Genomic DNA, 23,978 nt, shown 5'->3' on the forward strand with positions numbered 1-23,978 from the left:
TGCCGCCGAAGGGCAAGTAGAAGTTCTCAAAGGACAGTTGACCGGGGGATAGACGACGATACATTGGGGTGCATGTGCAAGGGTTTTGAGTATTTTGAACGATTTTCCTTGCATTTCTCAAGGGCACTCAACACTTGGATACACTGCAAATATTGAACCTGAGACTTTCGAAGCAAGCCCTAAGTAACCCTTCCCCATCTGTTGGATGCACCTATTAATGCATTAATCTGAGCTTAAAGAGCCCCAAATACCCCTCGTCAGGACTGTGATACGCAGAGCAATATCTTCCCAAAAAACGCTAAGAAGCATTGGAACCTCCATAGAGCTCTCCAGCAACCGTAGAAGTACGTCAGAAAGAACCATAAAAGCGGCTCAAACTGCTCCAGATTCATGACTTAGAGGCGGTATCAGCCACTTTTCCCATTACCCTTTTTCAAACCATGACCACGGCTCATATCATAAATTTTTCTCCATCAGAGGACGCCCAAGCGCATCTTTACCAGCAGATTTAAAGCCTTGCCGGGAATAGATGTTTTTTAAAGTAGAGGTGTTCATCCCAGGTGCTTCTGGGTCTACCCCCAGCGAGGCTTTGCGATAGCCTTGCTGTTTGCCAACTTGTGTGGCAGCGGAGATCAAGGATTTAGAAATTCCCTGTTGGCGATGTTCGGGGTTTACCCATAGGGAGGCCATCTCCATCTTGCCCTGTGCAGTGGATCCTTTAATTTGAACACTGCCAACGGATTGACCACCCCCCACCTTAGCTGCTATCTTTTGATACCCACGATCACTAGGTTGGGGGGAAGCGATGTGAATATTAGTTGGATTGGGACTGGATTGGCGCTGGGTGATCGAGTTGGGGATGCGGCTCAGGTCTTGAGGTGGTTGGGTTGGTTTGGGTTGGGCAGATGGGCGGGATGAGGTGGATGTATCGACAATAACCGACGTTCGCTGCAGCGAGTCTGGCTTTGAGTGGGATTGGGGTTTAACGGGCCATTTTGCGCGATCGCGTGATGGGTATTGCACCATGGCAGAAACCTATTCAAAAATTGACGGTCGTGAGACAACAAACATTAGGCGGGATGCATCATTAGCCCTGGGCGGCTTTTTTGCCGAGTTCATCGGCTTCTCGTTCTAAAGCCGGATTGTCATTTAGCGGTAAGCCATTGACAGAGCCGGTGGGTTTGACCCGTCCTTGGCGTTGCTGGACAACATGGGCTAATTCATGGCCGAGCAATGCTTGCCCAGACGAGGTATTGGGATTAAAGTGGCCGGGGGCGAAGTGGATATTATGGCCTTGGGTATATGCGATCGCACCCACTGATTTCGCTTGTCGACCTTCGTGGACTTTGACGTTAGCAAAGCTAGTATTAAAGGCTCGCTCCATTTTTGCGCGAACGGGAGTAGGGATAGCCCGCCCGCCGTTCGAGGACGTCTGGATGACGGCTGTGCGCTGGAGCGAAGTATGGTCTGGCTCTGATCGGGATGGGCGTCGGGATAGGTGAGAATAGTGGTGCATAGAAATGACCCTCTGGGTCTATGGCTAGAATTTTAGCATTCGGGCTAAATGGGACTGAATTAACCCATTTTTAGCCAGTCAAAGACTTGATTAGCGGTCAAGGATAAGCCTAAATCAGGAAAAGTAGGTAGAACATGATCATTCTGGCAAAGAATGGGCTGTTGTTGGGGTTGACAGAACAAAATGCTGAGGTCATCTGGGTCAATAAACCAGCCTAAATGACTGCCATATTCGAGGCAGTGAAGAATATGGCCTAGCACTTTGTTGGGGCGTTGGTCTGGTGAAAAAATTTCAATGGTCCAATCGGGAGCCAAGTCAAAGTGGTCTGGAACTTCGCCACTAGCCGTGAATGGGATACGGTTCCATTGAAAGATGGCTACATCTGGAACGATGGAGCGACCTCCGAAGCTACAGCGTAATTCGGAAAAGGTATAGGCAATCTTAGATTCCTCGGCGGATTGATTAATAGTTGCACAGAGTTTTCCTTGCAAGCGGCTATGTCGTCCCCTGGGCATGGGCTTTTGGATAATTTCGCCGTTGATAAATTCGCTTGCAGGTTTTGTCTCTGGCAATTTCAGAAATGCTTGTAAGGTTAGAGACTTGGAAGGTGTGTGTACCATTGGGATTCCTTACAATCGGCCAGGGTTCGACTTCTATTTTAGTTGTACATCAACCGTTTCTCGCGGCTGAAAAGCATAGGTTTGAGTTGAGCAGATGAAACTACTGATCGGCTGCCCAGTCAGTGAGTTTCTCCCAAGTCGTACCTGCATCTTCTGTGATTTTGACGCGCTTTGCAGGCACTATCATGGTCGTCATAATTTCTTTATTGCCATGCTGGTATTGCCGCCACTGGCCAGTGGCCACATCTTCTGGTGTTCAGACGACTTTCAGCGTAACAGCATAGGATCCGTAGTCTGGCTTAGGGGAGTAACTTGCGATCATGTCTTTGCTCGCTTCAAGTGGTTTGTTTTTTACAGGGTCACCAAATTTAGCGATAATCGCTGGGTCTCTAGGCGTTAAACCGGTTGCCGCCATATTCTTGGCGGCTGCCTTTGATGTGCCGTGGTATATGCCTTTTGCTTTTTTTACTTTGACGACAGGCTTTTTGTTGATTTGCTCTGTACGTTTGTCGAAGCTGTCTTTATAGTCATCTATGGTTTTATATTTCTTAGGATCGAGCCATTCCTTTTTCATTTCTTCTGGATATTCCCGTTTGACATCAGGAACTGCTTCGGGAAGTCTCGACTGCTGAATCACAGTTTTTGCTTGCAGCGGTAATGTAGAACCACCGTTCCCATGCTTGCTGGCTCTTTCTGATGAAGTAACCGTCGCTCTATCTAGCTGAAAAGGCTGTTTTTGGGCGTTATTTGACCCAACACTTCTTTCCCTACGGTTTGGCTTGGTCCGTTCTACAGGGACGGTAAGCATGGGTGGGACGGTACCTTTTGTCATTCCAACAGAGGGATATTCGGTTCTGTTTTCCTCTGAATGTACTGCTGCTCTGGAGAGATGTTTTTTGAGCGGCGTGGAATGGGTTTGATACTTCTTTTTCCTATTTTGTCTCTCCGTATATGCGGTTCGCTGCATTGTTTCATTCCCCTTATTGAACGAAGTCTTTGGAATATGTGAGCTGAACACTTAGCCGATCTCCACGGCCACAGTGGTTCAAGGAATCACTAAGTGTTTTGCTCAACGAAAATCTCAACGAATTGCAATATTTATTAGGGTAATGTACCCAGCAATCGAGAGAACTATACTCTGATCGGGAAACGTAAGCTAGGGATAGAAAATTGCGAGACAGACATACATCTTGTCCTTCCTACTGACAATGTCACCCTTACATTGACTTCAGATTCTCATCCGCTCCCATTGTGGCACCGGTTGAGTTATTCGCCTTATATTCTTTGTTGCTCGGTTCGATATTTCCAGGGGTTGTGATTTCTTTAGTGAGACCGTCGTAAACCACTGTTCCTGTTGCTGTTGAACCTTTTAGGGCTGCTCCCAGTTTTACGAGCTTTTCAACCATCTGATTTGTATTTTCTGAAGGAGAACTGCCTTTGTAAATCATGGTTTTTTTTACGTCTAATTTGTTGCATAAATCTTCCAAGACCTTGTCATTGCAGGCATGGACATGGGAGAAAAATACGTTTTTCCCCTGCAGGCAGATGACGACAAAGCAGGAGGCCAAACTCGATGTTCCCACCGATTTAAAACTCGATACACTTGCATAGTGCCCCTGTGATACGCCATAGCATAAGACCGTTTTTCCGCCCTTGACTTTCTCTGGATTACTAGCTGAGCGTGGACGCGCCTTCTGTACAACTTTTACCACCTCTGCTAGGGGGATTTGAGTGAGGTCATGGTGTAGCTTAAACCCATCACAATCAGAAGAAGGAGTACTGTAGTGATTTTCTTCTGATAGGTTTAATGCTGAATTAATTGCAGTATGTTTTATACCGTGCTTCTCACTATGTAGGTCTTGCAAGGATATTTTTTTCGATGGTTGCTCACGTTGCATAATGCTCCTCTTCTTGCATTTCAGATCACGGGGTTATACTCTCTAGCAGTTTTAAAATGTGGTTTATGTCAACCTTGTTACCAATGACTGACTACCAAGCAAAATCCCCCTCATAAATGGGCATATCTAATTTCTGAAACTCTGCCCACGCTGCCTTCAAAATATGCTCCATGCCCACTACCCCTTCATCTGCAGCGCCAGCAAATGCTGCATTAATGGCAATATTGTGGATACTCCCCCCTGTTAAATTGAGCTGCCCTAAATGCTCATAATCTAAATCAAAAATGGGCGTTTTGGCAGGAAATCCCTTTCGCCACATTTCCTGCCGTGATACGTTCGAGGGAAACGGAAAACTAATCACAAACCGCAGTCGCCGCATAAAGGCACTGTCCATAGATCCTTTCAAATTGGTCGCTAATATCGCTAGCCCTCGATAGGCTTCAATTTGCTGCAATAATTAATTCACTGCAATATTGGTATAGCGGCCGTGGCTATCCTTGACGTCGCTGCGCTTGCCAAACAAGACATCTGCCTCACCAAGAAATAGAGTCGTGACGCCATCTTCCGCTGCATCAAACAATTGACAGACACCTCCCTAACTCACCGCATATTCCGTATATTTCCGCATCACTGGCGTATGAAACCCCAATACAATATTGTCTTTGGGGACGCCTTGCTCTTCTAATTCTGCGGCAATATCGGTCTCAGTGCCATTCCACTGAATCCAAATCTTGCTGTCCTTAATATCCAAGTGCAACACTGGCCCAAACACCCGCCGCTGACGGTGCCATCCTACATAGATTAATTGATAATGGTCCCATTCTGTATCAAAGATAGTTTGCGCTTCAACTCGGTCATCTCCGCCACTGTTTGCGTAGGTGGTCAACAGTTGCTGCACAATCTGGCGATATGTTTCTAGGGTTTCCATTGCACAATATCCTCCGCTTCAACATCATAGATCAGCAAATTGAGCTGACTCCGCTGTACCACTTTTTGAATAAACGTGAGCTTGAAAAATTCCTCGTAAACCGATAGGGGGACGGCCAAGTACAAACGCCGGTCCGGTTCCTCTGCTTCTAATGCATAGCGATAATTGATGAATTGCCCTACAGCTAAGTGGAACTCGGAAATCGTAGAAGCCCCCAAAAAACGTTTAATCTCAACCGCAATTTTTTCTCCGGCCTTCTCAGCAGCGATCACCTTCTCTGCCCCCAGGTCGATATACATATTGATTACACCACTCATACGCAGATGGAGTGGATCGTCGTTAATCGTCCACCCTTCTTGAATTAAGGCAGTTTTGACGAGATCGTGAAATCGATCTTTAGCGGTCATGGTTTGAGTTCAACCTGTTCCCCACCATTTTAAAAACTATCGCCCTGCTTTCACGAGGGCCGGATCATCCCACCGAAAGTCTCCTTCATAAATGGGCATATCTAATTTCTGAAACTCTGCTCGTGCCGCTCGTAAAATATGCTTCATGCCCACTCTTCCCTCGTCCTGGGCAGCTGCAAATGCTGCATTAATGGCAATATTGTGGATACTCCCTCCTGTTAAATTGAGCTGCCCTAAATGCTTATAATCCAAATCGCCAATGGGCGTTTTGGTTGGAAATATCTTGCGCCACATTTCCTGTCTCGACGCGACTGAGGGAAAGGGAAAACTAATCACAAACCGCAATCGTCTCATAAATGCACGATCCATCGACCCCTTTAAATTGGTCGCTAATATCGCTAGCCCTCGATAGGCTTCAATCCGCTGCAACAAATAATTCACTTCAATATTGGCATAGCGGTCGTGGCTATCTTTGACGTCGCTGCGCTTGCCAAACAGGGCATCGGCTTCATCAAAAAATAGAATCGCGCCGCCATCTTCCGCGGCATCAAACAGCCGTCGCAGGTTTTTCTCCGTTTCGCCTATATATTTACTCACCACTGCTGACAGATCAATCCGATAGAGATTCAACTGTAAATCGTTGGCGATCACTTCTGCTGCCATGGTTTTGCCTGTGCCACTCTCCCCTGCAAACAAGGCATTCACTCCTAAGCCGCGGTTCATCCGCTCCCGAAACCCCCACTCGTCATACACAGTGTTGCGATGCCGGACCTGGCCAGCAATTTGTTGCAGCAACTGGGTTTGGTCGGGGGGCAAGACTATGTCTTCCCAGGTGGCTTTGGTGTCCAATCGTTGGGCCAGGGCATCTAATTGGGGCCGAGTACGCACTAAGCAAGCTTGCCAGAGGCGATCGCATAATGCTGTGGTCTGAGTTGTTTTGCTTTTGGCAGAACCTAAAACGGGTGTGACTTGCCCTATCTCTGCCTTGGTCGTAGCCCCAATGTCCTGAATCTCCTTCAAGTTGAAATTAAATTGGCTAGATAACAGGGCTGCATTATGGTTGCGTCCTCGTCCAAACACCTGCTTCCAGGTTTGCCACTGCTCCAAGGTCGTGGGCTTCATGACTTCAAAGGATAGGGTGGGTTGCTCGATCGAGACGGTTTGGTCGCGAATATCCAAGAAAAAGAGCCCATGGACTTGATCTAAAAAGGTGTTCAGAACTACTGCTGAGTTCTTTTCAGTGTTGCCCTCTAGGTCCGAGCCTTCTAGGTATAGGGCGACGGGGTACAACCGCATTTCCCGCTGCCACAATCGCAAAATGGTTTCCAGCTCGGCGGCATGGGTGGGCAATCGCTCTAGTCGCAATCGCATAAGAGGCAGACCAAAGAACTCGGTCACGGCGACGGCGACTCCCTGTTTACTGAGACGATCGCGCCCCAAGAGTTGAATCAAAGGTAGCCGCTGTCCCTCCGGCAGAGCCTGAAGCTGATGGGAAATCGCTGTCACTACTTGCTGCTGTGAAGGAGCTAGCTCTGCCTCCGACTCTGGTGCCCCTTGTACGGAAGTCACCAATGACATCAGCCGATCGTCCAGGTAATTGAGCCCTTTGAGGTAGTTGACGATCCGCTCATCTGCTTTGATAGGGCTGACGGTTAAGGGCTGCACCCCGGATTGATGAATTTCGATTAATCGCCAGGATCGTAAGGGTCCTTCTGGAGCAACAACATCCCAAACCGGACCCTCGAACAGCCCAAAGGCCAAGGCAAAGGTGGGATAGCTCTGCGTCTCGCCCTGAATTTGGGCACAAAAATCGGCAATTTCGGTATCCAATTCCATGGCGACGCAGAAAAATAATAGCTCTTGTTCAAATTCTGTCAGTCCTAAACTATCGCTTAGGGTCAGTAGGGCAGGAGGTGGATCAATGGCAGCGGCCTTTGCCATATCTGTCTCGGCGTCCGCAATCTCGGCGGCTGTGGCGGTCTCTTCAGAAATCTTGTGCTGTAAGCGGAGCCGCAACCAGTGGAGTCCTACTGTGAGATAGGTCAAATTGGCTTTGTGCCAGGTTACCTGGTCGCTCATTCTGTTGCTCCCCCATCGCTGTCTTTAGTATCGCTGCCCGAGGGTAGAATTGAAACCGCTACCGTTTACCTGGAATCGGTAGAGTCTGCTGCCTCAAAGACGGAGACGAATAAAGACGGGGAGGTAGAAGCCGTGCCAGATGCGCTGATCAAACAGGTGGCCTCGGATAAGGTGATTGATGTGGCCTATGACTGACTGTGTAAACAGCGGCGCAATTACCACCCCAACAACGATGTATGGCAGGTCCGGCGCTGGTGGCAGGAGAAAAAACCATGGTTGCAAGGGCAGTTGTTAGCCGGGACCTATCGGTTCCAGGCGCAACGGCTGATCCGAGGGGCAGAGCGCCGGGTGGAGTTGTGGTGCGCACTGGATGCACTGGTCTTAAAAGCCCTCGCCATCGTTTTGGGAGATCACCTGGGACCGCAGTTGTCGGAGCGGGTGTTTCATGTGGCTGGCCGTGGGGGGATGAAAGGCGCGGTCCGCAAGGTGGCCGCCCATTTGGGCGACAACCCGTTTGTGCTGCGCACGGATGTTGAGGGATATTACGCCAATATTAATCATGAGCTATTGTTTCGGCAGGTTACGACCTATGTGGATGATCCGATGGTGTTGGAGTTGGTGGGCCAGTATTTGGCTCGTTTGGTGTCGGATGGGGGAAACTATGTGGATATCCGCCAGGGGATCTCCTTGGGCTGTCCCTTATCCCCTCTGATGGGCGCGCTGTATTTGAAACCGCTGGATGACCGGATGGCGGCCCTGGGCTGCTTCTATGTCCGGTTTATGGATGATTGGGTGGTGCTGGCCCCCACGCGGTGGAAATTACGGCGGGCAATTAAAGCGGTGAATGAGGAACTGGCGGCGTTACGGGTGGAGAAATATCCCGATAAGACGTTTATCGGCCGGATCAAGCGGGGATTTGATTTCTTGGGTTACTGGTTTTCGCGTGATGGATTACGGATTGCGAGGAAATCGGTGGTTCGGATGTTGGAGAAGATGTTTCGGCTTTATGAGCAGGGTACAGATGCGGTTCGCATCGAAACATATGCCCAGGCATGGTTACGTTAGATTTTGAGTGACATTGGCCTTTGTCTTTGGGACAGACGTTTTTGTTGGAGGCGCTGTCTCGGTGTATTTTTGGTTCTCCGGGGAATAGAGAGATTTTTGGCCTCGTTTGCGTTGATCAAAACCTATAAGTCCTTCATTTACTAGGTTATGCGTGCGGATTGCTATTAGGCGCGCCGTTGTGGGCTTTGCGCTCGGTGCGTCCTTTGCAACACCTTCTCATAGTCTTATCCCTTTCATCTTCCTCCGCTTGCCCTTTGGCTCTTTGCGACAGTTTGTTCTTATCCTCATACTTTCTCCTTATCCTGTCCTTGTTTTTCTATTTTTTCTTTCTTGTGTAGTTTTTTGGCATGCCATCCGCTTTGTTGCTGAATTTATAGTCAGAGTTCGTCTTACCATGAGTTGCTTCTCCTAGCACCCACATCTGTCCATTTTTAATTTGCCACCAAACACTGTTCCCCTTTCCTCCCACATGCGTTTGATGAAATACATTGTCATAGTCGCCCACGACCTCGCCATTGCCTTTCTGATTAACCTTGTCTATCGCATTTTCGTTTAACCACTTCTCTACTTTTTCATCTAGTCCTTGCTTGGCTTTATTCACCCACAGCTTCTTGTTCTCTGACTTTAGGTCCTTTGCTCTTTGAATTTTTATCCACGTGCCGCCGTGACCTGTGCGCCGTCGCGGCCATGCTAATGGCACGTTACTCATCTGCATTCCATTCTCGACGCTGATACGTCTTGGCTGTATTGGTGCGCTAAGCGCTATGTTTTTTTGACACCGATGGATATCCAACCTTGCTTCATCTCTTCGGGCGGGTGTTCCGGTTTCTCTCAAATCTCTGTCCGGTCGATGTTCTCGCTGCATTTTGCCTTCTCCTCTTGTTTACCTTGTTTCTGCGATTTGTCCTCTCGTCCTTCACATTTCCTGGTTTGGTTATAGGCGTCGGATCTACGCCGACTTTCCTTCTTGTCAGCAACAGAATGTTGGGCTCTATAGATTAAATTGGTTATGGGCATCGGAACTACGCTGATTTTCCCTCCCCGCGATTCCTTTCGCTCTTTGCATCTTTCGGCCTTCCTTGCTTTGGGCCGCTCGGATTACGACTTTATCCATCTTTCGCTCTTCTGGTCTTATTCCGCTCTTCCCTTTTTACCCATCAATTTTAATCTTGGTGGTTAACATGCTCCTCCGTTTGCTCACGAGCCTTTTCACTGACCTTTGTCAACCTGTGTTCCTAGCCTTAGTAACCCAATTTGCTAGTTACTTCTCTAAAACGTATCCAATGATACAAAGCTGGAGCTTTTGGTACTGATAGATACAGTTTTGAACAGTAATTTGGTCCAGTTTTAGGTGCTTTTCGATAACTAGCAACTTGGATTAGCATATGAGAGGCTGTTTGAAAAGGTCATCCAGTAGTTTACAATCCTTGATTTCTCGTTGGCAGATAGAGCCTGAAATGAATATATTTTCGTAGAAGACAAGTCTTTTCAAACAGCCTCTCATATGCTAATATCACTCGGCAATCACCAAAGTTTGATTCTCCGCAAACTGCGGCGGACTCGACGAAAAATCCACCGGAATACTATCCACCCCATCCACCCGCAACCGCATCACATATACCCCAGACCTTATATCCTCCACCTCCACCTGCAACTCAGACCCGAAACGCTCCTCCTCAATCCCCATCACCGGCACCCCCCGATCTCCCAACAGTAACGTCACCCCCTGATCCGCCTGCACCGGAGGCATACAAGTCACCGTCAGCCGCACTACCCCCGCCTCCGCCGTCAACGGCTCCACCCTTAACAGCTTCGGTGCAATCGCCAACGGCCAAGCCTCAGAAGACCAAGCCCCCTGCTCCCGAGGAATTACCAAAGACAGCGTGTAAAACCCCGCCCGCCACTCCCTAGCCTCCTCTGGCATCGCCACCAAATCCGGCAATTGCACCTGTAACTCCGACGCCGTCCCCCCCGGCAACGGCTCCAACACCTTCGGTTCCGACCACTGGGCATGGGCCAGATGGACCTGCAACGCCGGGTCTAGCAAGTTTGTCCCCCGCAGCCGCAACCGATCTCCCCACTGGGCACTTCGCTGCCGATTCGGCAACCGCACCTCCGCCAACGTCGCTCCCCCTGGAAACACCTGAGCAATCGCCCCCCGCCCCTCCGGCAACCGTGGCAACACCGGTAACGCCAAATCCATCGGTCGCTGACTATCAATTAACACCACCGACACCTGATAGGCCAACGACGCGCGATACTGCGCCTGAAACCCCCGCCACACCTGAGACATCTCCTCATGGGTCAAGGCTTGGGGCGTAATCACAATTTGCTCCGTTTGCTTGTGCAGATCACTCTCCGGCAACTCCATCACCGTCGCCGCCTCAATCTCCGCCGCCTTCAACGTGGAATGATCATGGAGAATACTCATCACCCGCCCCAATAACCGATGACTCTTCGCCTCACTCTCCTTCTCGCCATATACCGTAACCAGATAAAACAGATCGAGACCCAAAGGGGGTTTCTCCGTTGTCCCCTTGGGCCGCGCCGGTTTAGGAAGATTTTTCCAGCCCATATTTATCGCCGTATGGTAGAGGTAGAGATTCACCTGATTCCCCTCCTCTTTGCTGCGGGCCTTATCGAGGGGAAGGGCCGTTATCCGGCCACTGCCTAACTCATCGCGAACCCCCAAAAAAAGAACACTTTGCAACGTGGTGGTCACCGCTGCGATCGCCATCGAGTTGCTCATGTCTATCAAAGCTCCCAACCTTCAATTTTCGATCGAAAATAAAGCCCAATCGCTGGGGCAAAACGCCATGGCTCACCTTTCGCAGGACAGCATTTGAAATCTTATTTTCTTGTCTATTCTCTATCCATACCAAACATTGCGGCTAATATAGGTAAATATTTGTCCGTCAACCCGTCTTTAGTCGAAAATATGACTCCAGAAACCTAATTTTGACTTTTATTGGGGCTATATCTCCTATGCGCTAGAGCAGAAACAAGGACTTTGCTCTCTTTCAAGACGCGATGGTTGAGTAGATAACGGCAATACCAACGGATATTAAGCAGGATGATTTCAGGTTGAAAGTGAGGCCATTAAAGTCGTTCTCGGAAATTCTCTCGGCCAGTTTTACTCAGCAATTCTCGCCTGAGAATCTTTGCCAATGGAACATATTTTATTTGCCTCCTAGAGAAAAATCAGATCATGTTCTTTCTGATGGTTCCCCCCATAAAGGCGCTGCAACCGGATGGCCTTTTGTACAGGATTTACGACCTATCATGTCTATATAATGGAAGTCATGAATGCTGAGGGGACATTCTGTTGGCGACTGAATTAGATATAGAAAGTAAAGCTGGCGACGAAAGTAACCGCAAATATTGCTGGCAATGTGACTTTGTGACCCGGATGCATATGACCAAGTGCATCGTTTGTGGGGCTCCCCTGTACGATAAGCCAAAGCATAAACGTCCCCTTCAAGCCCAAAAGACTTCAGCATCTGATGACAAATCCAAGCGACCCAGCAAAAAAACGGTTCTCCTAAGTTTTTTGCTCTTGGCGGGTGCTCTCAGTGCGGTGATCGCACTCTCTAGTCCTAGGCAGCGAGCGGGTACGCCAGTTGCTAGTCCTGGTCCAACTGATATTGAGGTTTTAGGCGATACGTTTTTAGGCTATAGCACCTTATGGGATCAGGCGTTCCAGAAAAAGCTTAAAGGGGCGCAAATCACGATTGGCTACGCAGATGAGCTGGATCAGAAAACGCGATCGCAAAAGCTCTCCAGTGGTGAAGTTGATTTTATGGTGACGACCATCAATCAGCTATTTGAAACCCCTAGTACGGGCAAAATCATCGCCATGTGGGATTGGACCCGAGGCGCGGACCGTCTTGTCCTCAATAACAAGCAATTTCCCCAAGTCACCACGATTCAGGAGCTAAATCGTGCAGCCACTCAAGCGGCACAGCAGGGAGAACTGCTTTCCATCATTTTTGCAGGGAATACCCCCAGCGAATATCTCAGTATTTTGTTGACCGACAAGTCGCCATATTTTGCGTTGGAGAAATTCAACATTATTCGTGTAGATGACTCATCGACGGCGTGGCAGCGGTTTCAGAATCCTCAACCTGGAGACAATATCGTCGCCGGAATTTTTTGGGAACCCCACGTCACGCAGGCGAATCGAGCAGGATATATCCCTTCTCTATCTTCTGCCCATGTTCAACGATCGATTGTGGATGTGGTGGTGGCGTCTCCTCAAGTTCTGGAGAATCACCCTGACAAAGTCAAACAGTTTGTCAAGGCCTACTACGAGCATATTGCCCGACGTTCCATTGATAAAACGGCTTGGCGGCAGCAGTTTGAAAGTTTAGGGGGATTGACTTCATCAGAAGCCCTGAACTTTTTGCAGGGGGTGTACTTTTTTGATATCAACTGTGCCAATCACTGGATGAATGGCCCGACGAAACTGCTTCGTCAGCGCCTCAATTACACTAAAGAAGTGTTATACGGCAGCGGGCGCTTAACCACAACACCGAATACGGTTGATCAGCTCTATGATGGTCGTTTTATTGCTGAGTTAGCAACGTCTAACGATGCTGCAAGCTGCCCTGCTTTACAAGAAGCGATTGCCCAACCGACTGCACCTGCTTCTCAGCCTGCCCCCACCGCCTCTGCGCCCCAAAAGCCCCAAGCCAAAACATCAACTTCAACACAGACAACGATCGCCATTCAATTTGAAGTGGGATCCGCCCAACTGAATGATCAAGGGAAAAAGGCCTTGGATCAGGTTTTGGATACCGCGAATCCCAATGATACGGTGCGAATTAATGCCACCTTTGCAGATACCAGCAGTGCTAGAGCCTTAGCGCTGTTAAAAAGTCGGGCGACAGCGGTAGAGCAATATGTTGTGGATAAGTTGCCGACCGCCAGTCTTCAGACTACTTTGAATTCTGGTGGTACGGAAAGTCCAAATATTAGGGTCTCGATTGGCAAAGAGCTAACCCCTTAACCCGTTCTGGCGTTAGCATTTGATAAAGACAACCCTAAGGCCCTTAGAGCAACAATGACAGATTATGACGTCCTCGTGATTGGTAGTGGTATTGGGGGACTGATTGCGGGCAGTTTATTGGCTCGATACGGTAAACGAGTTCTGATCTGCGAAAGCCATGCCATTCCGGGTGGGGCTGCCCACGGATTTCAACGCCAAGGCTTTCATTTTGATACTGGCCCCTCCTTTTATTGTGGACTAAGTGACCCTCAGAGCCTGAATCCCGTTCGCCAAGTGTTGCAGGTTCTGGGCGAAACGATAGATGTGATCGCATACGATCCTCTCGGCTACTATCACTTCCCGGACGACGATCCGGCCGGGCACTTAGAAGGGGGCTTCCCCATCTATGGAAACGCTCAAAAATATCGCGAAGCCGTCGCTCAAATCACCCCTGACGGTGCTCGCCAACTCCAAAAACTAGAACAAGATTTTCTGGCTCTGTTTGCTCCGCTTAAGCAAATTCCCCTCCTTACCTTACGCAGCAACTGGACCCTCATTCCTTGGTTGATCCGGCATCGGCCGATGGCCTTAGCCCAGCTATTACCCCAACTCCGCAATATCCAAAGTTCCGCCGGAGCAATGCTGAATCGGTCCGTGAGCGATCCTTGGGTGCGCCGCCTGTTTGATTTGGAATGCTTTTTATTGTCTGGATTAACGGCCCAAGACACCGTTGCCCCAGAAATGGCGTTTATGTTTGGGGAACGGTCCGGTTCCACCATTGATTATCCTATGGGCGGCAGTCCCGCCATTATCCAAGCTCTGGTCCGAGGTCTGAAGAAGTGGGGCGGTGAACTTCGCTTGAAGGCCCATGTAGACCAAATTTTAGTTCAAGGAGGTCAAGTTCAGGGAATTCAGCTCAAGCAAGGGGAACGCCTCACCGCTCCAACCGTGATTTCCAATGCCACAATCTGGGATACCTATCAGCAGTTACTGAAACCAGAGGATTTGCCGCCTGCCTATCGGCGACGGTCTTTAGCCACCCCCACTGTGGATAGCTTTATGCACCTTCATGTGGGCATCCGAGCTGAAGGACTATCAAGTCTGCCTGGACATCATGTGGTGATCCACAGCAACCAACACCCCATCACTCACCCTGGCAATACCTGCATGGTGTCGATTCCCTCAGTTTGGGATGCGTCCCTAGCCCCCGAAGGACATCATGTGATTCATACCTATACCCTAGAACCCTTCGCTCCCTGGGAGCAGGTGGAGGATTATAAGCAGCTTAAGCAGGAGAGGGCACAGTCGCTCTATCGAGCCCTAGAAAAAGTGATACCCGATGTGCGATCTCGCATCACCCTAGAACTGATCGGCACCCCCCTCACCCATCGCCACTATCTGCGTCGCTATCAGGGCACCTATGGTCCTGCCATAGCGGTCGGAAAGGGAACTTTTCCCAGTTGCCATACGCCGATATCAGATCTGTATCGAGTTGGAGATTCAACCATGCCCGGGATTGGTGTCCCTGCAGCAGCGGCATCCGGGATTCTCTGTGCCAATACTTTAGTCTCTTCACAGCAGATTCAGGCGGTGCTGTAGGTGGTGCAGCAAAGTCTCTACAGTGAATCGCCTTCTCTGATAAGGCAATATCAGGACAAACAGAGCACTCAAGGTGATAGTCATTTAGCAGTTGCCACAAGGGATTGGATTCATGCGTTTTTAGACTCAGATACTCTATGCGATCGCAGATCCAATATTCCAAAGTATCAACCCTACAATCCCCCAAGCTAAACAAAAGCCAATTCCCACAAACAGAGGATACAAGAGAGAGGAATAACTAACCCACAATCGATAAACCATAATAAGCCATATGCTGATGGGTAATAAACTACCCATCCTTAAGGTAAAACCTTAAAAACACTGGCTAAGCAAGGATCATAGCTTCGTTATAAATATTTCAATCTCTTTACCCTTAGCAATTGAGCAACACAATTAGGCTGCTCAAGAACAACTATTTTATGCACAAAATTGGCTGCACATTCTTTAGCTCCAGTGCAATGACGTTAGACATCCCCTACTAGCATGGGAAGGTTCATCGTTAGAAGCCTTCCAATTGCCCCTACGGACTTATTTTATGTACTTACAATTCCAAGGACTCTCGTTGCATAGCCGTTATCTTTAGCTAGTGGCTGCCAAAACCACCTCATGATTCAGTATTGACGATTTGAGAAGCAATGGTGAGTCCCATCGACTATAACTTGAGTATTGCTAAGTCTTCTAAATTAACCACAGCTAGGATTTTTATGTCAATATCCCGTTTGTGATTTGGTAAAGCATAAGCTCGCCAATCAGCTACAGCTAACCTCTACACTATACCGATTCACTATCGATGACCGATGTGCATAGACGAAATTAGAATGAAGCCGTTTGATTAAAATTATGCACCTAAATCATCCTAAAGCATCTATTGGTGGGACAGTAGGAGTTATATCGAGGGATGAACTCTACAAGCGCAGCTAATGCGGATTATTCAGGAATTTTGTGGCTATATTAAGGTGGTTTAGATATCGAATGATATAGAGATACTAATGGCAAAGCGGACATCAAAACGAAAGGGACAGCCCCCTGAAGAACCTGTCACCTTAGCCGATCCCCTTGTACTCAATGAGGCTGATGGAATCCGAATAGGTGAGGAGCCGGTGCCGGGGATGAGATTGCGCGCTATTTGTCGTGGACACCAAGCAACTATCGGACGCATTACCTGGTCACCCTGCGGTCGATTCATCGCTTCTCCTTCTAGTGACGGGTTCGTCCGCATCTGGGATGCTCAGAACGGGAAATGCCTCAATAAGCTAAAAGCAACAGAATTCACTAGCACTGTGGCATTTATCCGTGACGCCAATGTAGTAGCTTTTAATTCTGACAGAGACGGGATAAAGATCCTTGAAGTTCAGGCTGGCAGGGAATTAAGGCAATCAATTGGTCATTCTCAAAATATAGTCCATCTGTTGTGGATATCTCAAGAAGAATATTTGGCATCTGCACCGAGAATCGGTGATCCATCTATTTTGATTTGGAATATTGATAAGGACGTCGTTGTCCGCGAAGTTGGGGAGTATACAAATGAAGTTCATCACATTGCATGGTGCCCTGTGACTAAGCGCTTAGCTTCATGCCAGGGTAGTAGAGGTTCAGATATACATATTTGGGATGGGAGGTCTTGGGAATTAAACAATTCTTTTGAGTGTGGGACTTATGATAACGTATTTGCACTAGCTTGGTCTCCCGATGGTAGCATCCTGGCTTCTTGTGGTCACAGAAGCCAGCACATAAACATATGGGACATGAAGCGTATGAAGTTGATGGAGCGTCTGGAAGGCCACACGTCTGACACAACGTATGCTTCTTTCTCGTCTGATGGTCGACTGCTTGCCACAAGAACATTCAATAATGAAGTTCAACTTCGCGATTGTAATGATTGGAGTATTGCTGCCACGCTCCAATTGACAGGGGCAAATTGGTCAATTCCAAACTTGTGTTTCCATCCTAGTCGTAACACTCTAGCGACCCTTGGAGAAAAAGACGAAGTTATCTGTATCTGGGAAATAGATCCTCAAACTCTCCTTGATCAGTCTCAAGCCAAAAGTAATTTACTACGGTATACATCGGCAAAAATCGTCCTTGTGGGTGAAAGTAATGTTGGTAAATCCTGTCTGGCTATGCGGCTTGCTGAAGATCGCTATCCTGAAGACTATGAACAGGGTACAACACACGGGATGAGGTTCTGGTCGATGGAAGCTGAAGAGCTGCATCCTAAGGTTAAGCCGCCGGAAGGCCAACGACGAGATGTGGTGTTATGGGATTTTGGTGGGCAGGATGAGTATCAGCTCGTACATCAGATGTTTCTACACGATACGACCCTTGCATTGGTGCTGATCGATCCAACTCGTGGCAAGAATGCACTGGATGAGGCACGGGACTGGAATAAACGGCTGGAAAAGCATCTTGGTCAAGATAAGGCGGTCAAATTGCTGATAGGAGCTAAAGTTGATAACGCTCGCCAGAGTAAGCATATTAATCATACGAGTATTGACTTACTCTGCCAGGAATGCGGTTTTACAGCATTCGTCGATTTGAGTGCCAGAACGGGACGCAAGACGAAAACCTTACGAAAAGTGATCGCTAATGTACTAGATTGGGAGCAAATGGCTAAAACCACGCGACCTGAGCTATTCCAGCATATTCGTGATGATATTGAGCGTCGTTGCAAAGAAAATGCGATCGTTCTCACTCTGGAAGAGTTTAAGGTAGCTATCAAACAATCTGTGGCAGACAAGTATGAAGAAGCGGCAGTTGATGCAGTAACCAATCAGCTCGCAACTCAGGGAATCATTGCCCGCACAAAGCTGACAGGCGGTGATGATGCACTAATACTACAGTTGCCTATCATCGAAAGGTACGCTGGTTCGCTAATCCTATCTGCTCGCAACAACCCGCGCGGTGTGCCAGTACTGGAAGAACGGTTGCTGGGGTCAGCAAAAGGCATTCCATTGCCGGGTATCACACAAAAAGAACGCCTCAAGCGGGATGATGAACGAATGGTGCTTGAATGCATCGTCGAGCTAATGATTCAGCATGGAATTTGTTTTCGTCACGGTGGCCTGTTGGTCTTTCCTACACTTTTCCCGGCTGGCCGAACAAATGGTGGGAACCTGGAGCATAGTGTCTCGCTGTATTACGACTTTACGGGTGCAATTGATAACATCTATGCTTCATTAGTGTCTAAGCTGATGGTCAGCGAGGAATTTGGGGAAGGGCGACTTGATGCAGGGCGTGTTGAATTTGAGCGTTCAGAAGAAGGCATTTGTGGTGTCCGACAAATTAAACGCACAGGTGGTCTTGCTCACGTCGATTTGTTCTTCTCTGATGAAACGCCATCAGATCGACGAGATCTCTTTACCCGTTTTGTTGAACAACACCTCAAAGATCATGGTGTCGAAATTCAAGAGCATCAGGCCATTAAGTGTGCCTGTGGCGAAGAAATTCCCGAACGGATTATTCGATTGAGAATTGCTGCTGAAGAAAAAGATGTTGTCTGCCCCGTCTGTGAACGTAAAACATTAATCAGCGAGGGGATTGCACGCATTCGCAAACGTGACCCAGCGTCAGATGCAAAAATTATTGCCCTCCGAAAGCGAATTGAGAAAGAAACTGGTAAAGCAGCTGCTCGGGTCAAAGCCGCTGTGGCTAACGAAACTATCAGCCGAAAAAATAACGCGCCAATTCGCCTCTTGCATCTTAGTGATTTGCACTTTGAGGTGGATGTTTCACCAACAGCTTCCCTGCAGTGGCTGATTGAGGACCTTAGATGCGACAATCCTAATTTCCCAGCAATTAATCAGCTTGAATACCTCGTTCTTTCTGGAGACGTGACCCATCGTGGTGATGACGCGGGCTTTGATGTTGCTCGCCAATTTATCGAAAAACTCTTGGAAGAAAGTAACTTTGGCTTGGCGTCCACTCGATGCATTTTTGTACCAGGTAACCATGATGTGCAACGCCGCGATTCTTGTTATCGACTTTCCTCTTCAGTCTCCCCCAACGACAAGCAACGAGTAATCAAGAAAGGCGACATTTACCTAGAGCGTGTTGAAGATGACTATCCCAATCGCTTCAAAAAGTTCTCTGATGCCTTTTATCATAAGATTATGTCGTCAGAGGGTTATCCGCTAGCTCCAGAACAGCAAGGGATGTCTTACCATTTCGCAGATACAGGCGTTCAATTCATAGCATTGAATACAGCCTGGGAGATTGATCAGTTTTTCCCAAGTCGCTCAAGTGTTCACCCCGAAGCATTGGCAAATGCTATCAAACTTGCTAATCAACAGGTTGACTTCGCAGTTCGACGCGGTGACCGAAAGCGCAACCAACCCCAACTTCGTATTGCCGTTTTTCACCACGCTGTTCATGGGCCATGGGCCATGCAAAACCTCGCTTTTATTTCCAACCTTCAAACATCAGGCGTCAAACTGTGCTTACATGGCGACGTCCATGAAATGCGGCGGCAGTGGATTGACCACTGGGAAGAAGGTTGCAACTTGCATGTCATCGGTACAGGAACGTTTGGCTCTAAACGTGACCAAATTACTGATGGTAGTGCTCGTTCTTACAATCTGCTGGAAATTGCTCATGATTTAAAGAGTGCGCGAGTTTATGTACGTGAGCAACCTAGGCCAGATGGTGCTTGGCAAGGCTGGAATGAGTTCCCTGATCCCGATGGTGGACGTGGTAAAGTACCATTCTTCGATATCAACTTTGCATAAAGCAAAATCTTTATTAAATTTCTGATGTCCCATCCACAACATTCTCCCTCTTCTCCATCACCTGAATTTGAGCTGGAGCTGCTCAAAGAAGAATATTTTTTTTTGCAAGCCACTATCGAAGACTACAATCGGCAAATCTGGGTTATCAAAGCCCTTGGCATATCAGGAGCAGGGGCTGCAATACTCCTTGCATTTTAGCAAAAGCAAGCTTTAGTCGTGTTGCTAGGAACTGCCATTCCACTATTTTTCTGGATTCTTGAAAGTCAGTGGAAACATTTTCAAAGAAGTTTTTATCCACGTGTTGCTGAAATCGAAGAAATTTTACGCAACGACTTTAAGATGAGAAGTCCTGCTTTATATGGTGATTGGTGTTGCTCGTTCAAGCGGAATACACTTTCCAAGCGAAAAGGCTATCTTTGGGATGGCCTAATGAACCCAAGCGTGTGTGTGAGCTACTTATTAGAAATCATCTCACTCTTACTGATGGCCTAATGAACCCAAGCGTGTGTGTGAGCTACTTATTAGAAATCATCTCACTCTTACTGATGTGGAAATTTGTGCCATTTACATAAGTCTAAAGGGTTGAAAGATCCTGTGATTAACCGTCTGAATATGTCTTTCGCCAGTAGAATGTGGTTTATGAACTCCATTAAATCTAATTTTCACAGTGCTTCTTGGCATAATTGACGAAAATGATCGCCCCGTTTCTCAAAGTTTAGGTATTGATCAAAGCTGGCACAGGCAGGTGATAAGAGCACACTTTTGGCTTGGAGCGAAGAGGCCAATTCAGCAGCTCTAGTCACCGCTTTTTCCATTGTTTCCACGATTTCGTAATCGTCATACCCAATTGCCTTAAGACGCTGGCTAAAAGCATCCGCTGCGCTGCCAATCAATAACACCTTGGCAGCTTGAGTCTGAATGGTTTGCAGCCATGCCTGATCGTCACCGACTTTAGCTTCTCCGCCCGCAATCAGAATGGCAGGACTATTCACCGCAGCCAAGCCCGTTTGGGCAGCTTCATAATTGGTGGCCTTGCTGTCATTAATAAAATCTACGCCTTGCCAGGTACAGATATGTTCCAGGCGATGGGCCACACCGGGAAACGTGGATACAGCAGTTGCGATCGCATCCTTCCCAATCCCCGCCAAATGAGCCACAGCCACTGCCAGTAAAAGATTCTGCTGGTTATGAACCCCCAACATCCGCATGGAGGATACCGGCACAATCGGTTCTCCTTCCACCTTCACCCATCCCTCTTCAATAAAAATATTGGGCACTGGACAGCGTTGACCATTACAGGCATCCGGCAAGCTGGGGCCATGGCTATTCGTCCAATAGGCATCAGCCCATCGCCAAGGTAAGCCTTTAATCAAGCCCTGATCATCACCGTTGAGAATTTTCTGTTTGGACTGGTTGAGGAGCAAAGCCTTAATCTCTCGGTAGCACTCAACGGTGCCATGACGCTCCAAGTGGTCGGGAGAGAAGGTCGTCCAGACGCCGATGGTGGGGGCTAGGGTGGGAGAGGATTCAATTTGGTAGCTGCTCACCTCCGCAATCACCCAGTCCAGCGGCTCGCCTGCTAGGGCCAGTTCACAGGCACTATAGCCAATATTGCCGCAGGCGGGTGCCCGCAACCCTGCCGCCTTAAAGATGGCTTCGACAATGGCAGTCGTGGTGGTTTTGCCGTTGGTGCCTGTAATCCCGACCCAAGGGTATTGCTTGAGGTATCGCCAGGCCAGTTCAAGTTCACCAAAAGTCTCAATACCTTGAGACCGTGCCTCCTTCAGAGCCGGCAGCTGCCACGGCACCCCAGGACTGACCACAATCCGATCAGGACGGTCCAGACCGAGTTCAGCCAAGGCTGATAGGGAAAATCTCAGATTTAAATGAACGGGGATGCCTTCTGCCGCCAAGGTTTTCTGCGTCGCCACTAACCCTTCTGAATGGCCTGCATCACCCACCGAAACTTGCCACCCCTCCCGGCGCAGCAGACGAGCAGCCGCGATACCGGAGCGGCCAAGACCAATAATATGAACAGCAGGCATAGAAGGGAACAACGTGATTCAGCAATCCTGATCGTATCGCTTGGTGGCCCCTTTGCTCTAATTAAATGCTTCTTAGGGATAAATTAAGATCTTGTAGGTCTCAGGTCCAGGAGAAACCGCCTGCTCGACCGCATTCGCTAAGTCTTGAAGCGGATAGCGATCGCTGACTAAGGCATCGACATCAATTCGCTTGTTGAAAATAATGTCCGCCGACTGTTTCTGTAGCCGAAAAGAAGAGCTATAGCTACCAATTAAATCGATTTCGCGACGATACAAGACGTTGGGATTAATGGGAATTTCCACTTCATCGGGGAATTCGGCAAAGAACAGAATCTTGCCCCCCTTGCGGGTACAGTCGAGGGCTTGGAAAAAAGCTTTATCGCTGGGTACCGCCAGCAAGCTCACATCTACCCCCATGCCATTTGTTAGGTCCTGAATTTTTGTAGCCAGGTCTGGATCCCGAGCATCAAAGGCCGCCGTCGCGCCCACCTGCTTCGCTTTTTCAATTCGCGTGGGTAGGAGATCCGTGGCGATGGCCCGGCCCCCTACATAATTGACGAGCATCACAAACATCAGGCCAATGGGGCCAGCCCCCGTAATCAAAACCGTTTGTCCCGGTTTGATATCGGCTTTGGTGACGGCCTTTAAACAGCAGTTGGTGGGTTCAACAAAGCTGGCTTGCTCAAAGGAAATATCCTTCGGAATCTCGACTAAGCCACCGCGCTGAACAATATGCCCCGGCACTTTTACATAATCGGCAAAGCCACCGCCACTGGGACTAAATCCTGCTGTGGTGGTGATGTTTTTATACACCTCGCACATGGAAAAGTTGTCATTCAGACAGTAGTCGCAGTGCATACAGGGAATATGGTGCAGCACGACGACCCGTTGCCCCACCTGCCAGTCTTTGACAGCGGAGCCAACGGCGGCAATCTCACCTGCCGTTTCATGGCCAAAAATGCGGGGTGGCTCGTAGAGGGGATAGCGAATTTTTTTAATGTCAGATTGGCAAAGTCCCACAACCTTGACTTGAACCAGGACTTCATCTTCACCGATGTCTGGTTTGGGGACTTCTTCGTAACTGAGCTGATTAACCCCGCGAAAGACTTGAGCTTTCATGCTGTCCCGAACCCTAACTAACGTCTGTACCCAGCTTATCGTGTCGCTTCCTGGGCCTCAAGCGATGAAACCCCACCATCCGGCAGGGTTTCATTCAAGAATTATGGGTGGTAACGCCTAGGCACCATCATTGGCGGCAATTTGTTGGGGACTCGGCAGACGAACTTTTTCCGCTAAGCCCAGAGTTTTGAGCAGGCTGACCATCATCCAAGTGGTATCAATTTCCCACCATTGCAGGCCATGGCGAGCCGACTGAGGAAAAGCATGGTGATTATTGTGCCAGCCTTCACCATAGGTTAGGAGGGCAACCCACCAGCAATTGGTGGATTGGTCATCAGACTCATAGGTTTTGTAGCCAAACTTATGGGTGGCGCTATTCACAAACCAAGTGCAGTGATAGACCAATACCAAGCGGACAAAAATACCCCAGACCACTAAAGGCCAACCGCCAATAAAGTACAGCAATACCCCAAAGACAATTTGCATGGGGAAGAAGTAGTCATCCAAAAACCGATAAAAAGGATCGGTATTGATGTCTTTCGTCAGTTTGTCAATGTCTGCTTCTGCGGGGATTTCATGAATCATCCAGCCCATGTGACTCCACCAGAAGCCATTGCGGGAATTATGCTGATCCAGATCCGTATCAGAATGCATATGGTGATTGCGATGCAAGCCAACCCACCAAATCACGCCGCCTTCGCAGGCTAAGGATCCACAAAAGACGAGAAAATACTCCAGCCACTTGGGGGTTTTGAAACTGCGGTGGGTGAGCATCCGATGCCAACCCAGGGTGATGCCGAGTCCACCGGTGACCCAGTGAAAAAAGACGGCAAAGCCCACGGCTGCCCAGCTAAAGTTGCTGGGTACGAAGGCAAACAGTGCTCCAATATGGATAGCAATTAGGACCACAATAAAGGTCCAATCACGCTTAAGCTGTGATGGCGGTGTTGCGATAGTCATTTAGTCTCTTTGTAAATGAATATTTCGACAA

22 protein-coding genes are annotated in these 23,978 nt (G+C 48.5%); 6 read left to right on the plus strand and 16 right to left on the minus strand.

The window, feature by feature from the left end; translation table 11 throughout:
• Positions 1-456: 456 nt before the first annotated feature.
• From Q0991_RS05475 to Q0991_RS05525, 11 genes are all read right to left on the minus strand, one after another.
• A complete protein-coding gene (locus Q0991_RS05475; RefSeq protein ID WP_299486232.1) occupies positions 457-1,026 on the minus strand; it encodes a GNAT family N-acetyltransferase in 570 nt (189 codons plus the stop codon).
• 61 nt (positions 1,027-1,087) lie between these two features.
• Positions 1,088-1,516, minus strand: a complete 429-nt coding sequence (locus Q0991_RS05480) for a DUF4157 domain-containing protein (protein ID WP_299486234.1) — start codon at positions 1,514-1,516, stop codon at positions 1,088-1,090.
• 59 nt (positions 1,517-1,575) lie between these two features.
• Positions 1,576-2,136 carry a Uma2 family endonuclease gene (locus Q0991_RS05485; protein ID WP_299486235.1) on the minus strand — a complete coding sequence of 187 codons (561 nt, stop codon included), beginning with the start codon at positions 2,134-2,136 and terminating at the stop codon, positions 1,576-1,578.
• Between the two features lie 100 nt (positions 2,137-2,236).
• The gene (locus Q0991_RS05490; RefSeq protein ID WP_299486236.1) at positions 2,237-2,380 is read right to left on the minus strand and encodes a hypothetical protein; all 144 of its coding nucleotides are present in this window, start codon (positions 2,378-2,380) and stop codon (positions 2,237-2,239) included.
• Between the two features lie 12 nt (positions 2,381-2,392).
• Positions 2,393-3,103, minus strand: coding sequence for a hypothetical protein (locus Q0991_RS05495; RefSeq protein ID WP_299486238.1), 711 nt, complete (start codon positions 3,101-3,103; stop codon positions 2,393-2,395).
• Between the two features lie 250 nt (positions 3,104-3,353).
• On the minus strand, positions 3,354-4,034 hold the full coding sequence (locus tag Q0991_RS05500; protein ID WP_299486240.1) for a hypothetical protein: 681 nt from the start codon (positions 4,032-4,034) through the stop codon (positions 3,354-3,356).
• A gap of 91 nt (positions 4,035-4,125) precedes the next feature.
• Positions 4,126-4,488: a hypothetical protein gene (locus Q0991_RS05505; RefSeq protein WP_299486242.1), complete on the minus strand. Its 363-nt coding sequence runs from the start codon at positions 4,486-4,488 to the stop codon at positions 4,126-4,128.
• Positions 4,489-4,491: 3 nt separating this feature from the next.
• The gene (locus tag Q0991_RS05510; RefSeq protein ID WP_299486244.1) at positions 4,492-4,614 is read right to left on the minus strand and encodes a hypothetical protein; all 123 of its coding nucleotides are present in this window, start codon (positions 4,612-4,614) and stop codon (positions 4,492-4,494) included.
• Positions 4,615-4,629: 15 nt separating this feature from the next.
• A complete protein-coding gene (locus Q0991_RS05515) occupies positions 4,630-4,962 on the minus strand; it encodes a XisI protein (RefSeq protein WP_299486246.1) in 333 nt (110 codons plus the stop codon).
• On the minus strand, positions 4,950-5,369 hold the full coding sequence (locus Q0991_RS05520; protein WP_299486248.1) for a XisH family protein: 420 nt from the start codon (positions 5,367-5,369) through the stop codon (positions 4,950-4,952). Before Q0991_RS05520 ends, Q0991_RS05515 begins: the two co-directional genes overlap by 13 nt.
• Before the next feature lie 36 nt (positions 5,370-5,405).
• Positions 5,406-7,448, minus strand: coding sequence for an ATP-binding protein (locus tag Q0991_RS05525; protein ID WP_299486250.1), 2,043 nt, complete (start codon positions 7,446-7,448; stop codon positions 5,406-5,408).
• Between Q0991_RS05525 and Q0991_RS05530 the strand changes: the two genes are divergently transcribed.
• Positions 7,425-7,643 carry a hypothetical protein gene (locus tag Q0991_RS05530; RefSeq protein ID WP_299486252.1) on the plus strand — a complete coding sequence of 73 codons (219 nt, stop codon included), beginning with the start codon at positions 7,425-7,427 and terminating at the stop codon, positions 7,641-7,643. The two genes, Q0991_RS05525 and Q0991_RS05530, sit on opposite strands and share 24 nt — an antisense overlap.
• Before the next feature lie 81 nt (positions 7,644-7,724).
• Positions 7,725-8,513, plus strand: coding sequence for a reverse transcriptase/maturase family protein (locus Q0991_RS05535; RefSeq protein WP_299486254.1), 789 nt, complete (start codon positions 7,725-7,727; stop codon positions 8,511-8,513).
• Between the two features lie 316 nt (positions 8,514-8,829).
• Here Q0991_RS05535 and Q0991_RS05540 read toward each other — a convergent pair whose 3' ends face one another.
• Together Q0991_RS05540 and Q0991_RS05545 are read right to left on the minus strand one after the other, a co-directional pair.
• Complete coding sequence (locus tag Q0991_RS05540; protein ID WP_299486256.1) at positions 8,830-9,378, minus strand: hypothetical protein; 549 nt, start codon at positions 9,376-9,378, stop codon at positions 8,830-8,832.
• Positions 9,379-10,026: 648 nt separating this feature from the next.
• A complete protein-coding gene (locus Q0991_RS05545; protein WP_299486258.1) occupies positions 10,027-11,262 on the minus strand; it encodes a DUF4255 domain-containing protein in 1,236 nt (411 codons plus the stop codon).
• Positions 11,263-11,838: 576 nt separating this feature from the next.
• Between Q0991_RS05545 and Q0991_RS05550 the strand changes: the two genes are divergently transcribed.
• From Q0991_RS05550 to Q0991_RS05565, 4 genes are all read left to right on the plus strand, one after another.
• Positions 11,839-13,521 carry a nitrate ABC transporter substrate-binding protein gene (locus Q0991_RS05550; RefSeq protein WP_299486260.1) on the plus strand — a complete coding sequence of 561 codons (1,683 nt, stop codon included), beginning with the start codon at positions 11,839-11,841 and terminating at the stop codon, positions 13,519-13,521.
• 54 nt (positions 13,522-13,575) lie between these two features.
• Positions 13,576-15,099 (plus strand): NAD(P)/FAD-dependent oxidoreductase, encoded by a 1,524-nt coding sequence (locus Q0991_RS05555; protein ID WP_299486262.1) that lies wholly within the window; start codon positions 13,576-13,578, stop codon positions 15,097-15,099.
• A 989-nt stretch (positions 15,100-16,088) separates the two neighbouring features.
• Complete coding sequence (locus Q0991_RS05560; protein ID WP_299486264.1) at positions 16,089-19,823, plus strand: GTP-binding protein; 3,735 nt, start codon at positions 16,089-16,091, stop codon at positions 19,821-19,823.
• Between the two features lie 24 nt (positions 19,824-19,847).
• Positions 19,848-20,021 carry a hypothetical protein gene (locus Q0991_RS05565; protein WP_299486266.1) on the plus strand — a complete coding sequence of 58 codons (174 nt, stop codon included), beginning with the start codon at positions 19,848-19,850 and terminating at the stop codon, positions 20,019-20,021.
• Positions 20,022-20,485: 464 nt separating this feature from the next.
• Here Q0991_RS05565 and murD read toward each other — a convergent pair whose 3' ends face one another.
• The 3 genes from murD to Q0991_RS05580 form a co-directional block, all read right to left on the minus strand.
• Entirely contained in the window at positions 20,486-21,868 is a 1,383-nt protein-coding gene (gene murD, locus Q0991_RS05570; protein WP_299486267.1) for a UDP-N-acetylmuramoyl-L-alanine--D-glutamate ligase, read from the minus strand.
• Between the two features lie 72 nt (positions 21,869-21,940).
• Positions 21,941-22,987: a zinc-dependent dehydrogenase gene (locus Q0991_RS05575; protein WP_299486269.1), complete on the minus strand. Its 1,047-nt coding sequence runs from the start codon at positions 22,985-22,987 to the stop codon at positions 21,941-21,943.
• A 117-nt stretch (positions 22,988-23,104) separates the two neighbouring features.
• Positions 23,105-23,947 (minus strand): acyl-CoA desaturase, encoded by an 843-nt coding sequence (locus Q0991_RS05580; RefSeq protein ID WP_299486270.1) that lies wholly within the window; start codon positions 23,945-23,947, stop codon positions 23,105-23,107.
• Positions 23,948-23,978 lie beyond the last annotated feature (31 nt).

Origin of the sequence: Acaryochloris sp. IP29b_bin.137 (genome assembly GCF_028285745.1) — a bacterium.
Classification (GTDB): Bacteria; Cyanobacteriota; Cyanobacteriia; order Thermosynechococcales; family Thermosynechococcaceae; genus Acaryochloris.

Coding starts and splice junctions, on each gene's coding strand:
- Q0991_RS05475 (WP_299486232.1), bottom strand. CDS start 1,026: ATGGTGCAATACCCATCACGCGATCGCGCAAAATGGCCCGTTAAACCC.
- Q0991_RS05480 (WP_299486234.1), bottom strand. CDS start 1,516: ATGCACCACTATTCTCACCTATCCCGACGCCCATCCCGATCAGAGCCA.
- Q0991_RS05485 (WP_299486235.1), bottom strand. CDS start 2,136: ATGGTACACACACCTTCCAAGTCTCTAACCTTACAAGCATTTCTGAAA.
- Q0991_RS05495 (WP_299486238.1), bottom strand. CDS start 3,103: ATGCAGCGAACCGCATATACGGAGAGACAAAATAGGAAAAAGAAGTAT.
- Q0991_RS05500 (WP_299486240.1), bottom strand. CDS start 4,034: ATGCAACGTGAGCAACCATCGAAAAAAATATCCTTGCAAGACCTACAT.
- Q0991_RS05515 (WP_299486246.1), bottom strand. CDS start 4,962: ATGGAAACCCTAGAAACATATCGCCAGATTGTGCAGCAACTGTTGACC.
- Q0991_RS05520 (WP_299486248.1), bottom strand. CDS start 5,369: ATGACCGCTAAAGATCGATTTCACGATCTCGTCAAAACTGCCTTAATT.
- Q0991_RS05525 (WP_299486250.1), bottom strand. CDS start 7,448: ATGAGCGACCAGGTAACCTGGCACAAAGCCAATTTGACCTATCTCACA.
- Q0991_RS05540 (WP_299486256.1), bottom strand. CDS start 9,378: ATGCAGCGAGAACATCGACCGGACAGAGATTTGAGAGAAACCGGAACA.
- Q0991_RS05545 (WP_299486258.1), bottom strand. CDS start 11,262: ATGAGCAACTCGATGGCGATCGCAGCGGTGACCACCACGTTGCAAAGT.
- Q0991_RS05555 (WP_299486262.1), top strand. CDS start 13,576: ATGACAGATTATGACGTCCTCGTGATTGGTAGTGGTATTGGGGGACTG.
- Q0991_RS05560 (WP_299486264.1), top strand. CDS start 16,089: ATGGCAAAGCGGACATCAAAACGAAAGGGACAGCCCCCTGAAGAACCT.
- Q0991_RS05565 (WP_299486266.1), top strand. CDS start 19,848: ATGTCCCATCCACAACATTCTCCCTCTTCTCCATCACCTGAATTTGAG.
- murD (WP_299486267.1), bottom strand. CDS start 21,868: ATGCCTGCTGTTCATATTATTGGTCTTGGCCGCTCCGGTATCGCGGCT.
- Q0991_RS05575 (WP_299486269.1), bottom strand. CDS start 22,987: ATGAAAGCTCAAGTCTTTCGCGGGGTTAATCAGCTCAGTTACGAAGAA.
- Q0991_RS05580 (WP_299486270.1), bottom strand. CDS start 23,947: ATGACTATCGCAACACCGCCATCACAGCTTAAGCGTGATTGGACCTTT.